The sequence below is a fragment of the Rummeliibacillus sp. JY-2-4R genome (assembly GCF_053847205.1).
Genome location: NZ_CM132623.1, coordinates 2,620,193 through 2,634,089, shown reverse-complemented (window position 1 = coordinate 2,634,089; position 13,897 = coordinate 2,620,193). Strand labels below are relative to the sequence as shown.

At 35.3% G+C, this 13,897-nt stretch carries 15 protein-coding genes; 13 read left to right on the top strand and 2 right to left on the bottom strand.

The genetic code is table 11. The features are described from left to right. The first annotated feature begins 78 nt into the window (after nucleotides 1-78). From gcvT to gcvPB, 3 genes are read left to right on the top strand one after another with little or no spacing between them, the layout of a single operon-like run. Nucleotides 79-1,179, top strand: a complete 1,101-nt coding sequence (gcvT, locus tag ACWV26_RS12875) for a glycine cleavage system aminomethyltransferase GcvT (RefSeq protein WP_455895136.1) — start codon at nucleotides 79-81, stop codon at nucleotides 1,177-1,179. A gap of 21 nt (nucleotides 1,180-1,200) precedes the next feature. Continuing rightward, nucleotides 1,201-2,550: an aminomethyl-transferring glycine dehydrogenase subunit GcvPA gene (gene gcvPA / locus ACWV26_RS12870; protein ID WP_455895135.1), complete on the top strand. Its 1,350-nt coding sequence runs from the start codon at nucleotides 1,201-1,203 to the stop codon at nucleotides 2,548-2,550. Continuing rightward, nucleotides 2,543-4,021 (top strand): aminomethyl-transferring glycine dehydrogenase subunit GcvPB, encoded by a 1,479-nt coding sequence (gene gcvPB, locus ACWV26_RS12865; protein ID WP_455895134.1) that lies wholly within the window; start codon nucleotides 2,543-2,545, stop codon nucleotides 4,019-4,021. Before gcvPA ends, gcvPB begins: the two co-directional genes overlap by 8 nt. Nucleotides 4,022-4,270: 249 nt before the next feature. On the opposite strand, the gene ACWV26_RS12860 is transcribed toward gcvPB, so the two are convergent. Further along, the gene (locus tag ACWV26_RS12860; RefSeq protein WP_455895133.1) at nucleotides 4,271-4,651 is read right to left on the bottom strand and encodes a rhodanese-like domain-containing protein; all 381 of its coding nucleotides are present in this window, start codon (nucleotides 4,649-4,651) and stop codon (nucleotides 4,271-4,273) included. A gap of 107 nt (nucleotides 4,652-4,758) precedes the next feature. On the opposite strand from ACWV26_RS12860, the gene ACWV26_RS12855 reads away from it, so the two are divergent. From ACWV26_RS12855 to ACWV26_RS12840, 4 genes are all read left to right on the top strand, one after another. After that, the gene (locus tag ACWV26_RS12855; RefSeq protein ID WP_455895132.1) at nucleotides 4,759-5,592 is read left to right on the top strand and encodes a lipoate--protein ligase family protein; all 834 of its coding nucleotides are present in this window, start codon (nucleotides 4,759-4,761) and stop codon (nucleotides 5,590-5,592) included. Nucleotides 5,593-5,762: 170 nt separating this feature from the next. Beyond that, nucleotides 5,763-8,327, top strand: a complete 2,565-nt coding sequence (locus ACWV26_RS12850) for a vitamin B12-dependent ribonucleotide reductase (protein ID WP_455895131.1) — start codon at nucleotides 5,763-5,765, stop codon at nucleotides 8,325-8,327. 81 nt (nucleotides 8,328-8,408) lie between these two features. Continuing rightward, complete coding sequence (locus tag ACWV26_RS12845) at nucleotides 8,409-8,993, top strand: HAD-IA family hydrolase (protein ID WP_455895130.1); 585 nt, start codon at nucleotides 8,409-8,411, stop codon at nucleotides 8,991-8,993. A gap of 65 nt (nucleotides 8,994-9,058) precedes the next feature. Then, entirely contained in the window at nucleotides 9,059-9,406 is a 348-nt protein-coding gene (locus ACWV26_RS12840) for a hypothetical protein (RefSeq protein ID WP_455895129.1), read from the top strand. A 37-nt stretch (nucleotides 9,407-9,443) separates the two neighbouring features. Here the strand turns inward: ACWV26_RS12840 and ACWV26_RS12835 are convergent, their stop codons facing one another. Beyond that, nucleotides 9,444-10,334, bottom strand: a complete 891-nt coding sequence (locus ACWV26_RS12835) for a DUF1385 domain-containing protein (RefSeq protein ID WP_455898251.1) — start codon at nucleotides 10,332-10,334, stop codon at nucleotides 9,444-9,446. Nucleotides 10,335-10,577: 243 nt separating this feature from the next. Here ACWV26_RS12835 and ACWV26_RS12830 point away from each other — a divergent pair, with 243 nt between their 5' ends. The 6 genes from ACWV26_RS12830 to ACWV26_RS12805 all read left to right on the top strand — a co-directional run bounded on the left by ACWV26_RS12830 (nucleotide 10,578) and on the right by ACWV26_RS12805 (nucleotide 13,844). Beyond that, nucleotides 10,578-11,027: a hypothetical protein gene (locus tag ACWV26_RS12830; protein ID WP_455895128.1), complete on the top strand. Its 450-nt coding sequence runs from the start codon at nucleotides 10,578-10,580 to the stop codon at nucleotides 11,025-11,027. A gap of 28 nt (nucleotides 11,028-11,055) precedes the next feature. Continuing rightward, nucleotides 11,056-11,484, top strand: coding sequence for a type II 3-dehydroquinate dehydratase (gene aroQ / locus ACWV26_RS12825; protein WP_455895127.1), 429 nt, complete (start codon nucleotides 11,056-11,058; stop codon nucleotides 11,482-11,484). Between the two features lie 17 nt (nucleotides 11,485-11,501). Next, nucleotides 11,502-12,563: a M24 family metallopeptidase gene (locus tag ACWV26_RS12820; RefSeq protein WP_455895126.1), complete on the top strand. Its 1,062-nt coding sequence runs from the start codon at nucleotides 11,502-11,504 to the stop codon at nucleotides 12,561-12,563. 24 nt (nucleotides 12,564-12,587) lie between these two features. Next, nucleotides 12,588-13,145, top strand: coding sequence for an elongation factor P (efp, locus tag ACWV26_RS12815; protein ID WP_455895125.1), 558 nt, complete (start codon nucleotides 12,588-12,590; stop codon nucleotides 13,143-13,145). Nucleotides 13,146-13,259: 114 nt separating this feature from the next. Further along, nucleotides 13,260-13,469 carry a SpoIIIAC/SpoIIIAD family protein gene (locus ACWV26_RS12810; protein WP_455898250.1) on the top strand — a complete coding sequence of 70 codons (210 nt, stop codon included), beginning with the start codon at nucleotides 13,260-13,262 and terminating at the stop codon, nucleotides 13,467-13,469. A gap of 54 nt (nucleotides 13,470-13,523) precedes the next feature. Beyond that, nucleotides 13,524-13,844: a hypothetical protein gene (locus ACWV26_RS12805; RefSeq protein ID WP_455895124.1), complete on the top strand. Its 321-nt coding sequence runs from the start codon at nucleotides 13,524-13,526 to the stop codon at nucleotides 13,842-13,844. Nucleotides 13,845-13,897: the final 53 nt, after the last annotated feature.

Sequence of the window (13,897 nt, the reverse complement as noted above, 5' to 3'; positions counted from 1 at the left end):
AAATCACATCATACTGTGTACTTTCGAGGACCTGGCGCGTGGAGCTGGATAAGACTATGAGGATTAGGGGGCAACAAAATGGGAACAGAATTAAAACATACACCATTATTTGATTCATATGCAAAATATGGCGGTAAAACAATTGATTTTGGTGGATGGGATTTACCTGTGCAATTTTCTTCTATTAAAGCTGAACATGAAGCTGTTCGCAAAAATGCGGGGTTATTCGATGTTTCGCATATGGGAGAAATCTTTGTTGAAGGTTCAGATAGTTTAGCTTATTTGCAAAATTTAGTGACAAATGATGTTTCAAAAGTTGCAATCAATCAAACACAATATACAACAATGTGTTATGAAGATGGTGGAGTTGTAGATGATTTACTAATCTACAAACTAGAAGAAGCTAAGTATTTATTAGTTGTAAATGCAGCAAATATTGAAAAAGATTTTGATTGGATGAAAAAACAGGCTTTTGGAGATGTGACAATCACAAATCGTTCAAGTGAATTCGGTCAATTAGCACTTCAAGGACCTATTGCATTAGAAGTGTTACAACAATTAACTGAAACGAATCTTCAAGAAATCAAACCATTCCGTTTACAACAACATGTAAATATAAAAGGCTACGATACTTTAGTATCTCGTACTGGTTATACTGGCGAAGATGGTTTCGAAATATATGCTTCCAATGATGCAATTGTTGCACTTTGGGATTTAATCTTACAAGCTGGAGAATCAAAGGGAGTTCTTCCTTGTGGTTTAGGTGCACGTGATACTCTTCGATTTGAATCATGCCTTCCATTGTATGGACAAGAATTATCAAATACTATTTCACCACTTGAAGCAGGTATTAACTTTGTCGTGAAATTAAATAAAGAAGATTTCATCGGTAAGGATGCATTACTCGCTCAAAAGGAAAATGGTGTGCCAAGAAAAAGTATTGGCATTGAAATGATTGACAAAGGGATCCCTCGTCATGGATATAAAGTCTATAAAGGGGAAGAAGAAATCGGTGAGGTAACAACAGGTACACAATCGCCACTAACTAAACGTAATATTGGGTTAGCACTTGTGAAAAGTGAATATGCGGTTGTGGGCCAAGAATTAGAGATTGAAATTCGAAATCGTAGACTTAAGGTAAAAACGGTAGAAACACCTTTTTATAAACGCCAAAAATAAAGTGAAGAGAGGTTTTATTGCATGAAACATCGCTATTTACCAATGACTGAACAAGATCAGCAAGATATGTTAAAGGTTATTGGTGTATCATCAGTTGATGAATTATTCGCTGACATCCCAGAAAAGATCCGATTTAAAGGTGAATACAATATCAAACCTGCAAAATCAGAAACAGCATTATTAAAAGAATTAGCTCAACTTGCAAAACAAAATGCAAATAGTGATGAGTATGTCTCATTCCTAGGAGCAGGTGTGTATGATCACTATAAACCTGTTATTGTAGACCATGTCATTTCTCGTTCTGAATTTTATACTGCTTATACACCATATCAACCTGAAATTTCTCAAGGGGAATTGCAAGCAATCTTTGAATTCCAAACAATGATTGCTGAACTAACAGGTATGGATCTTGCAAACTCTTCTATGTACGATGGAGGAACAGCACTTGCAGAAGCCGGAATGCTAGCCGCAGGTCAAACTCGTCGAAAAAAACTGTTAGTATCAGAAGCGGTACATCCAATTGCCCAAGATGTTGTAAAAACTTACGCATATGGTCAATCCATTGAAGTGGTTACTGTACCGTTAAAAGATGGGAAAACAGACTTAGAAGTGCTTGAAAGTTTAATTGATAATAATACTGCAGGTGTCATGGTACAATATCCAAACTTCTATGGACAAATCGAAAATGTTCAGGCAATTTCTGATGCAATTCATGCAGTGAAAGGTCTTTCAATTATTTCAAGCAATCCATTATCATTGGGAATTCTAACACCTCCTGGCAAAATGGGAGCAGATATTACAGTTGGAGATGCTCAACCATTTGGTATTCCTGAAGCTTTTGGTGGTCCACATTGCGGTTACTTTGCTACAACTACAAAATTAATGCGTAAGGTTCCTGGTCGTCTAATTGGAGAAACAGTAGATGAAGAAGGCCGTCGTGGTTTTGTACTAACGCTACAAGCACGTGAACAACATATTCGTCGTGAAAAAGCTACTTCTAATATTTGCTCTAACCAAGCATTAAATGCATTAGCAGCGTCTGTAGCAATGACAGCACTTGGTAAAAAAGGTGTTCAAGAAATGGCAAAACAAAATATTCTAAAAACGCATTATGCAAAAGAAGCTTTTGTACGTGCTGGATTTGAAGTACCTTTCAATGGCGCTCATTTCAATGAAATTGTTGTTAAAGTAAATGGTTCAGTTGAAGAATTGAATACAGCTTTATTGACAAAAGGTATAATTGGTGGCTTTAATTTAGGTAAAGTAAAACCTGAATTAGAAAACCATGTATTAATTGCTGTTACTGAACAACGTACAAAAGAAGAAATTGATGCACTTGTTCAAGAAATGGGGGCTCTTCAACATGCATAAGGAAAATCAACCGCTTGTATTCGAATTATCTAAAGAGGGTCGCGTAGGTTATAGTTTACCTGAATTAGATGTTCCAGAATTAGAATTATCTACTATTTTACCAACAGCAGCTATTCGTGAGGAAGAGGCTGAATTACCAGAGCTATCTGAATTAGATATCATGCGTCACTATACAGCACTATCACGCCGTAACCATGGTGTGGATTCAGGATTCTATCCACTTGGTTCATGTACAATGAAATACAATCCAAAGATTAATGAATCTGTTGCAAGATTCCCTGGTTTTGCAAATATTCATCCTTTACAAGAAGAAAATTCAGTGCAAGGTGCACTTGAATTAATGTATGATTTACAACAACATTTAATCGAAATTACGGGTATGGATGAAGTAACACTTCAACCAGCTGCTGGTGCTCATGGCGAATGGACTGCACTTATGATGATCCGTGCATTCCATGAGACAAATGGAGACTTTGGACGTACTAAAGTGATTGTGCCTGACTCAGCGCATGGAACAAACCCAGCATCTGCATCTGTAGCAGGATTTGATATCGTCACTGTAAAGTCTGATGAAAATGGTCTTGTAAGTCTTGAAGATTTGCGCAATGTTGTAGGTCCAGATACTGCTGCTTTAATGCTTACAAACCCAAATACACTAGGACTATTTGAAGGAAATATTCTAGAAATAGCAGATATCGTTCACGGTGTTGGTGGTAAAGTTTACTATGATGGCGCGAACCTTAATGCGGTAATGTCAAAAGCGCGTCCTGGAGATATGGGATTTGACTGTGTTCATTTAAACTTACACAAGACATTTACTGGTCCTCATGGCGGCGGTGGTCCTGGTTCTGGTCCTGTTGGTGTTAAAGAGGATTTGATTCCATTTTTACCAAAACCAGTGCTAGTTAAAACAGAACAAGGATATCATTTTGATTATAACCGTCCACAATCTATTGGCCGTGTAAAACCTTACTATGGTAACTTTGGTATAAATGTACGTGCATATACTTATATTCGTTCCATGGGTCCAGATGGCTTAAAAGCTGTTACAGAAAATGCTGTTATTAACGCGAACTATATGATGCGCCGTTTACAACCATATTATGAATTACCTTACAATCGTCATTGTAAACATGAATTTGTATTAAGTGGTAGTCGTCAGAAAAAACTGGGCGTACGTACGCTTGATATCGCAAAAAGACTGCTAGACTTTGGCTATCATCCACCAACAACTTACTTCCCATTAAATGTGGAAGAGGGTTTAATGATTGAGCCAACTGAAACAGAATCTAAAGAAACATTAGATGCTTTCTGCGATGCGATGATTCAAATTGCAAAAGAAGCAGAAGAATCACCAGAGATTGTTCAAGAAGCGCCACACACAACTGTTATCAGTCGTCTAGATGAAACACGCGCTGCACGTCAACCAGTCTTAAAATACGTAAAACCTGCAAATCTTGTTGAAGCATAATTCAATTGATTAATTATTCAGACGAGGATTCTCCAATCCTAATAGGAATGGAGATGAATCGTCTTTTGTTTATGTAAGATTTATATTAAAAATTGTAAATTTATGTTTTAATCTATTTGGAATAAATATATATAGATTTGAGTTTCTTCCTATTATATATATTTAGGAAATGATATGGGAAATAAATAATGTAAAAAGAAAAAAGCCATTTCTTTTTTTGGAAATGACTTTCTTTTTTTGAAGAAAAGATTATTTAACTTTAATTTTACCGTGCCAATTTTTGTAGCCGCCTTCTAATTGATAAACTTCATTATATCCTTTTTTCTTTAAAAACATGGCAGCACGTGCACTACGTGTAGCATTTTGGCAGTAAAGGTACACAGGTTTATCAGGACGAAGCTCATGAAATCTATTACGCAATTGCGTAGTAGGTAAGTTACGAGCACCTAAAATATGGCCACTCTCAAATTCTTTTAATTCACGAACATCGATTAATTGCGCTTTACGATATCCTTGTTTAAATTCTTCTTCATTTAGTGTAGTAACTGCTTTTTTTAAGCGGAAAGCGTTAATTAATGCGTAAATAATGATTACGCCAAGAACGATTAATATTGAATATAACCAACTCAAAATGACTTACCCCTTTCTATCTATAAATATTATTATAAAAGAAGAACTGGCGATAGTCCAATGACTTTGATAAAATAGAAAAGTTGATATAAAAGGGAGACGATAAAATGAAAACAAAGTGGTATTTTATAAATTCTGGACCTTGTAGCCCATCTTACAATATGGCTTTAGACCAAGCATTACTACATTGGCATAGTAAAGGCTTAATTCCTCCGGTTATTCGTTTTTATGAATGGAATCCTGCAACACTATCAATCGGTTATTTTCAACGAGCACAAAAAGATATCGATTTTGAACAATTACATAAATTAAATTTAGGCTTCGTAAGGCGCCCAACAGGTGGTCGTGCAGTTTTACATGAGCATGAACTTACCTATAGCGTCATTGTTTCCGAAGAATACCCAGACATGCCTAAAACGATTACAGAAGCTTATAGAGTAATCAGTGAAGGTTTATTATTAGGTTTCCGTAACCTTGGCTTGGATGCTTATTTTTCCATACCTGATTCCGATGAAAAAAGAGAAATATTGAAAAAACCTAAGAGTGCAGTTTGTTTTGATGCACCAAGTTGGTATGAACTTGTCGTAGAAGGAAAAAAAGTTGCGGGTAGTGCTCAAACAAGACAAGAAGGCGTAATTTTACAACATGGCTCAATATTAATAGATTTAGATGATGAAAAATTGATATCTCTTTTCAAATTTCCATCAGAAGCTTCGAAAGAACGTATGCGCAAACATTTACCACAAAAAGCAATTGCAATTAATCAATTAGCGAGTCGTAAAGTAGATGTTGAAACTTGCACAAAAGCATTCCACAAAGGATTTGAGGATGCACTAGATATTGAATTAGTTCCATATGAATTGACACAAGAACAACAAGATTATGTTGAAAATCTTGCAAAAACTCGTTATGAAAATGACGAATGGAATTTTAGAAAATAATAGGTTTTTAGACTTATTTTTCATAAGTTTTTAAATAAAATGTCGATAAAGGTAGATATGACAAGGATTCTCGCAAAAACTCTCTATTTGCATTTATTATCAATATATAGTATTGTTATTAAATGAATTAGCACTACATATTGTGTTTTAATAAATAGGGAGGCGATGATATGGTACTTGCATCACAGCATAATCATCAAACAATCGACATTGAACAATTAAATAAGGACATACAACAATTCCCCCAAGTCCATCCTATAACAGAAGAAATGCACATTACGCATAAAGGTGTTTCTAAATTAGTGATGATTGACCGTTATTCTTTCAAAGATACTGAAAAGAAGACATTAAAAGCGGGGGATTTTGTTGTTTTAACAGTAAAAGCAGATCCGAAGTTTCCTGCTCGCGGTCTAGGATATATCGTTTCAATTGATGGAGAGAATAAGAAGGCGAAAGTGTTAATAGAAGAGGATTATCGTAGCGCAATAGATGATCCAGAAGAGCAAGTTGCAGGAATTGTTACTCGTTCATTAGATGTCATTGAAAAGCCTCTAGAAGTGTTTTACGAACAAATAGCAAAGCGTAATGCAACTGGTTTAGCATCTGTAGAAAAAACAGAAGAAAAACGAAAAGAATGGTATGAGAAATTCTATCAACAACTTGTAAGTCTTAACTTTATCCCAGCAGGACGAGTTATCTATGGGGCTGGTTCTGGCACTGAAGTAACTTACTTTAACTGTTATGTAATGCCGTTTGTACCTGATTCACGTGAAGGAATTAGTGATCACCGAAAACAAGTAATGGAAATTATGAGCCGCGGTGGTGGGGTTGGTACTAATGGTTCAACATTACGTCCACGCAATACGTTAGCTCGTGGTGTAAATGGTAAATCTTCAGGATCTGTTTCTTGGTTAGATGATATTGCTAAACTGACACATCTTGTTGAACAAGGTGGTTCTCGTCGTGGCGCACAAATGATTATGCTAAGTTGTAATCACCCTGATATTTTTGAATTTATCATTTCGAAAATGCAAAACCCTCGAATTTTAAGATTCTTAATAGAAAATACAAAAGATGATGAAATCAAACGCTTAGCTAAAGAAAAACTAAAATTTAAGCCTTTAACAGAGCAAGAAAAAGCTATGTATCAAGGTATACTAAACTATAAAAATATTCCAGGCTTTGGTGGCTTCAATGAAATGATTTTCAAAGACGCTGAAACAAAACTACGTGATGGCGGTACTTACAGTGTAAACAATCCAGAATTCTTAACTGGTGCGAATATATCCGTTACTTTGACAAATGATTTTATGGAAGCAGTAGAAAATGACAAAGATTATGATTTACGATTCCCATTTGTAGAAGACTATGATGAAAAAGAGATGGAGTCATATAACACAGAATGGCATAAATGTGGTGATGTCCGTGAATGGGAAGCGATGGGACATGCAGTTCGCACATACCGAACGATCAAAGCGCGTGAACTTTGGAATTTGATTAATATCTGTGCAACGTATTCGGCCGAACCAGGTATTTTCTTTATTGACAACGCAAATGATATGACAAATGCTAAAAGTTATGGACAAAAAGTTGTAGCTACAAATCCTTGTGGGGAACAACCTTTAGCGCCTTATTCTGTATGTAATTTAGCAGCAGTGAATCTTGCTCAATTTGCAGATAAAGAGACAAAAACAGTGGATTTTGAAGCATTAAAAGAAACTGTTCGTGTAGGTGTGCGAATGCAAGATAACGTAATTGATGCAACACCATACTTCTTAGAAGAAAACCGTGTGCAAGCATTAGGTGAACGACGCGTCGGCCTAGGTGTAATGGGTTTAGCAGATTTACTAATTTACTGTGAAAAAGAGTACGGCTCAGAAGAAGGTAATATTTTAGTAGATGAAATCTTCAAAGCCATCGCGGTGACTGCATATGAAACATCAACAGAGCTTGCAAAAGAACGCGGAAGTTTCCCGTTCTTAGTGGGGAAAAGCGATGGAGAAACTGCCGAACTTCGTAAACGTTATATCGAAACAGGCTATATGAAGAAAATGCCAGAAGACATCCGTCAAGCAGTACTTGAAAGTGGTATTCGTAATTCCCATCTATTAACAGTAGCTCCTACTGGTTCTACGGGAACAATGGTTGGCGTTTCAACTGGTTTAGAACCATACTTCTCATTTACTTACTATCGCAGTGGTAGACTTGGTAAATTTATCGAAGTGAAAGCAGATATTGTACAAGAATACTTGACAGCACATCCAGATGCCGATGAAAACAACCTACCTGAATGGTTTGTTACGGCAATGGAATTAGCTCCGGAAGCACATGCGGATGTACAATGTATCATTCAACGTTGGATTGATAGCTCTATTTCTAAAACGGTTAATGCTCCTCGTGGATATACTGTTGAACAAGTACAAAAAGTATATGAACGTTTATACAATGGTGGAGCAAAAGGTGGTACTGTTTATGTTGACGGTAGCCGTGATTCACAAGTACTTACACTGAAAGCAGAAGAAAATGTTATGGATGACATCATGACAGAAGAAAAAGTGGTAGAAAAACGCCCAATAGTACTAGTTGATACAATTCAAGATTTACGTTCAACAAATGTGACAATTGGTTCTGAAGTAGGAAACACTTGCCCTGTTTGTCGCCAAGGTACAGTCGAAGAATTAGGTGGCTGCAACACTTGCACAAATTGTGGCGCCCAACTAAAATGTGGACTATAATTCTTTATATTGAATTCAAATTGAAAATCCAAGTATGTATTAAAAGCATACTTGGATTTTCTTACATTGGAGTGAAACAAATTGAATATTTTATGGGATTTTGATGGAACTATATGTAATACATATCCTGCGTATGCGAAACTGCTAGTTGAAACCATTCACCAAAGAGAAAGTTATGAAAACGTGATGAAGCATTTAAAAGTTTCCTTTGGCTATGCATTTGACTATTTTCAATTAACAGATCAAGAAATTTCACAATTTACTAAAGAAAATCTTGCCCTGCAAATGGAACAAATGCCTCCATTTCCGAATATTGAGTTGGTTTTACGTCAAGCAGATTGTAATGTAATCATGACACATAAAGAACGACAAGTAGTAGAAAAAGTTTTAGAATTCTATCATTTAGACCGTTATTTTGCAGAAATTGTAACGACTGAAAATGGATTTGCAAGAAAGCCAAATCCAGCATCCTATCAATATCTACATGATAAATATAATTTAACATTAGCAATCGGTGATAGAGAATTAGATTTAATACCAGCAAAAAAGGTGGGATTTTCAACTTGTATGTTTCAAGGAAATTGTGCTTCTGCTGATTTTACAATACATGATTATATAGAATTCTTTGATGCATGGGAACAGTTTAAGAATCAAGAGAAAGTCTAGATATTGTTTCTTTTTGCATTCTTATTCATGTTAAAATAGAAGGAACTGCAAGGAGGAAGAGTTTCATGTATAGTAAAATTGCCGGTATTGTATTCCCGGCTTTCACCATGCTTACGCTTACTGTATTAGCTATGTTTGGAGCATTTGGTGAAGGTGATGTCAATAAATCTTTCTTTTTATTAGGCTTAACGATTATATTCCCTTTGGCATTTTTAGTTCAAGGTATTTCATGTGCTATTAATCGTATTAATCCACTAATTGCGCTAGGAGTTTCGCTTATTGCATATGCCTTAGTCATTTACACAATGTTAGATCAATCCTATTGGAACTTTGCTATCTATTATTTGATATTTTGGCTTGTTCCGTATTTCATTATTAAAATTGTGAAAATGAGGAAAGAAAATAAGAAATAAAAATGCAAGGCATCAAACTATAGATGCCTTGCATTTTTTATACAACTTGATCGGGTATTTGCGATGGGTCTTTTTCAATTTCTAGTAACTTATTAAACGAAGCAATTGCAACTTCTACTTGTTCGTCATTTGGTTCTTTAGTTGTTAGAAGTTGAAGCCAAAGACCAGGATAACCTAAAAATCGTAAAATAGGAATATTACGACAAGCATTTGTAGCTTGTAACACTTCAAATGCTACCCCGAGTACAACTGGGATGAGCAAAATTCGATCTACTATTCGTAGCCAAAATGGATCGGTGGGTACGAAGAAATAAAGTAACATGCTTACGATTACCGTAAATAAGATAAAACTACTACCACAACGATAGTGTAACCGCGTTTGAGCTTGTACATTTTCAACTGTTAATGGTAGGCCATTTTCAAAGCAGTTGATTACTTTGTGCTCGGATCCGTGGTATTGAAAAACGCGTTTTATCAATGGCGTAAGGGATACAAAGTATATGTAACTCAATAATAAAATTAACTTAAAGCCACTTTCTAAAAGTATTTGTTCCGTTTTGTTGGGTAACCATGCATGAAATAGTTGTGCTAAAAAAACAGGAATTAAAGTAAAAATAAATTTTCCAAAGAGAAAGGATATTACGCCAACTGCTGCAACACCAAGCCATATCTCCAACTTTGAACGTTCCTTTTTTTCTGAAGTATCCTTATTTTCTTCTCCGGGATTTACATTATATCGCTCACTCGCAAACTGCAAATGTTGCGTACCGTTCGCCGCAGATTCAATTAAAGCTATGATTCCACGAACAAAAAGAATCTTTTTAAACTTTTGAAGCTTCGGATTCTTTTTTCTAGCTACATAAAAATATTCAATTGAGTTGTCATTACGGCGAATTGCTGAAACTGTATGTTCTTTGCTTCCCATCATGACTCCTTCAACCAATGCTTGTCCTCCATAAATAGGAAGATTCGATTGATTTTTCACTGCAAACACCGCTCTCTTTAAATGAATTCAAACTGATTTGTTCCTGCTTTTTAAATAGGAATTAAGCCTTTAGTTCTCTTTCGATGAAGTTTCACCTTATTTTACTAAAAAAATGTACAAAGCTCTAGAGAAAGCATATTATTATTGGAATTTGTCTATCCTTTTAGCTAAGGAGGGGAATTTAAGTTGAGATTACAAACATTTTTTTGGACTATATTATGTAGTTCTATTACGTTTACACTTTCATTGAAAATATTAGAAGTATTTAAATTTATGAAATTTTCACCAATTGGTTGGACAAAAAAATGGCATGTATTTAGTGGTTCACATACAGTTGTAAAATGGTTCATTCTTTGGATCATAATAATAATAATTGCTGCAATATTATTTGGAATGGCTGAATTATTAAAAAAGGCTCGAATGGATTTCTTATCATTAGTTTTTGCAATTGTAATTGTTTGGTTAATTGAATGGTCTGTTCAAAAGACATTCTATATACACAAGTTTTCAATTCCTTTAGCTACTGTCATAGCCATTCACCTATTGTGGATATTTCAAACAGCAGCATATCATGCTAAAGTCAGAAGTTTAGATTCTCAAAATACGTTGCCCGATTCTAGTAATGTGCTAAAATAAGGATATTATAGTTAGGGGAGGAAATTGGATGAAGTTTTTATGCTTAAATGGTCCAAATTTGAATCGTCTAGGTAAAAGAGAACCTACCATTTATGGTTCTGAAACTTTACAGGATATTGAATCGAAACTTAAAGGCTTAGCAGCCGAGTTCGATGCTGAGATTAATGTTTTACAATCCAATTATGAAGGGCAACTGATTGATTGGATTTACGAAGCAGAGGACACAGGGATTGACGGAATCATCTTTAATCCTGGTGCATTTACGCATACTAGTGTTGCACTAAGAGATGCAATTGCTGGGGTAAATGTACCAGTGATTGAGATTCATATTTCCAATGTACATAAGCGTGAGGAATTCAGACATCATTCCTACCTTGCTCCAGTTTGTGTTGGACAAATAACAGGACTTGGTACTTTTGGATATCTGGCTGCACTACGTATGTTTTTAGAAGCTTAAAAAAGGGGATAACAACTATGGAAAAACTTGAAAAGTTACGAAAAATACTGCAATCACAAAATTTAGATGCCCTTTTAATTACAAACGATTTCAATCGGAGATATATGACAGGCTTTACAGGTACAACAGGTGTTGCGATTGTGTCTTTAAATGATGCGGTGTTTATTACTGATTTCAGATATACAGAACAAGCAGGCAATCAAGTAAAAGGATACCGTATTGTGGAAAACAAAGGAACCATTATGGAGGAAATTGCGAATCAAGTTCAATTGATGGGTATAAAAACCCTTGGATTTGAAAAAGATACAGTAAGCTATGGAATGTATGAAGTATATTCTAAACTGATCAAAGCTGATTTAGTTGGTGTATCAGAACTTGTTGAAAATATCCGCTTGATTAAGACACCTGAAGAGATTAAAATTATTAAGGTCGCATGTGAAATTGTAGATGCTACTTTCGAACATATTATTCAGTTTATTCAACCAGGTAAAACAGAACTAGAAGTTTCCAATGAAATGGAGTTCTATATGCGAAAACTAGGTGCAACTTCTTCATCATTTGATACGATTGTTGCATCAGGATTACGTTCAGCATTGCCACATGGGGTTGCAACTGATAAAATTATTGAAAAAGGTGATTTAGTCACTTTAGACTATGGTGCTTTATACAATGGTTATATCTCTGATACAACTCGTACAGTTGCTGTTGGGGAACCAACTGATCAGCTTAAAGAAATATACAAAATAGTTTTAAATGCCCAATTACTTGGTTTAGAAAAACTTAAACCCGGTATGACAGGAAAAGAAGCAGATGCAGTTGCACGCAATTATATTAAAGAACATGGCTATGGTGATGCTTTTGGGCATTCTACTGGTCATGGGATTGGTTTAGAAGTACATGAAGGTCCTGCATTATCCCATCGTTCAAGTGTAGTTTTGGAACCTGGCATGGTCGTAACATGTGAACCGGGAATCTATCTACCAGGTATTGGTGGCGTACGTATTGAAGATGATACGCTTATTACAGCGACTGGCAATGAAAAATTAACTCATGCCCCAAAAGAATTAATCATCTTATAATTTAATATTGGAGGATATTTAGAAATGATTTCAGTTAACGATTTTAAAACAGGTTTAACAATCTTAGTTGATGGTAACCTATTCCGAGTAATTGAGTTCCAACACGTAAAACCAGGTAAAGGTGCAGCTTTTGTACGTTCAAAATTACGTAACCTTCGTAATGGTAACGTTACAGAAAAAACATTCCGTGCTGGTGAAAAAGTTGAGAAAGCACAAATCGATACTCGCAAAATGCAATATCTATATGCATCAGGTGATGCTTATGCATTTATGGATATGGAATCTTACGAACAAATCGAACTTACAAAAGATCAATTAGAATATGAATTACAATACTTATTAGAAAACATGGAAGTATATATCATGATGTTTGAAGGAGAAATCCTTGGTATCGATTTACCAAATACAGTTGTACTTGAAGTTGCAGAAACTGAACCAGGTATCAAAGGTGATACTGCAACAGGAGGTTCTAAACCAGCAACTATGGAAACTGGTTTAGTTGTAAACGTACCATTCTTCGTAAACCAAGGTGATAAATTAATCGTTAACACTTCAGATGGTTCTTACGTTTCTCGCGCATAATTAAATTATAATTTAATGTAATCTTAAAAAACAGTGCTCTGCATTTCTTGCGAGCGCTGTTTTTTTGCATATTTTATAAGCTCATACCATAAATATGAAGAGAGAGGAGGGGCGATTTCGGAACTACAAGATTTACTACGTATTGCTGGTATTGGACTTGTATTAGGGTTATTGCATATTTTCTTTGAACAAACAGGGAAAAAGGAATTCTCCTTTTTTCTAAACTTTATAGCATATCTATATATAACGATAGAGCTGCTTCGATTCTTACGTCTCTTCTTTGATGAGATCATTACATTTTTCCAATGGCTGATGACGTCATAGATGATGTTCCTATTCTTTATATTGATATCACTTCTGCTTTTGGTAGGAATTCAAATGGCGTCACCTCAGTTACATCAGCTACTAACAATCGTGTTTTTTTTTATATTATGTAGTTATTTAATGATGCAATTTGTACTGCCTTTTTGGCAAAGGTTACGAACTTTTTACTTATTCGACTTACCATACTTACCATTAATATTAGGCAGCTCTTTTCTTTATCTTTGTTCGATTATTGTTACTCATCTTCTAGAAGAGAATGATTATGGGAGCATTGCTTTTATCAGTCATCTAGCGATTAAAATTTGGATTGTTACACTATGGTTGGACGAGTTAAGTACGCTTTTAAAGCAGTGGGATAAGCTATTAATGCCATAGGAGGTTGCAACAATCGAACAAATAACTACTCTCTTATTAGAGCCATTTAAAGA

Coding starts and splice junctions, on each gene's coding strand:
- gcvT (WP_455895136.1), top strand. CDS start 79: ATGGGAACAGAATTAAAACATACACCATTATTTGATTCATATGCAAAA.
- gcvPA (WP_455895135.1), top strand. CDS start 1,201: ATGAAACATCGCTATTTACCAATGACTGAACAAGATCAGCAAGATATG.
- gcvPB (WP_455895134.1), top strand. CDS start 2,543: ATGCATAAGGAAAATCAACCGCTTGTATTCGAATTATCTAAAGAGGGT.
- ACWV26_RS12855 (WP_455895132.1), top strand. CDS start 4,759: ATGAAAACAAAGTGGTATTTTATAAATTCTGGACCTTGTAGCCCATCT.
- ACWV26_RS12850 (WP_455895131.1), top strand. CDS start 5,763: ATGGTACTTGCATCACAGCATAATCATCAAACAATCGACATTGAACAA.
- ACWV26_RS12840 (WP_455895129.1), top strand. CDS start 9,059: ATGTATAGTAAAATTGCCGGTATTGTATTCCCGGCTTTCACCATGCTT.
- ACWV26_RS12835 (WP_455898251.1), bottom strand. CDS start 10,334: ATGATGGGAAGCAAAGAACATACAGTTTCAGCAATTCGCCGTAATGAC.
- aroQ (WP_455895127.1), top strand. CDS start 11,056: ATGAAGTTTTTATGCTTAAATGGTCCAAATTTGAATCGTCTAGGTAAA.
- ACWV26_RS12820 (WP_455895126.1), top strand. CDS start 11,502: ATGGAAAAACTTGAAAAGTTACGAAAAATACTGCAATCACAAAATTTA.
- efp (WP_455895125.1), top strand. CDS start 12,588: ATGATTTCAGTTAACGATTTTAAAACAGGTTTAACAATCTTAGTTGAT.
- ACWV26_RS12805 (WP_455895124.1), top strand. CDS start 13,524: ATGGCGTCACCTCAGTTACATCAGCTACTAACAATCGTGTTTTTTTTT.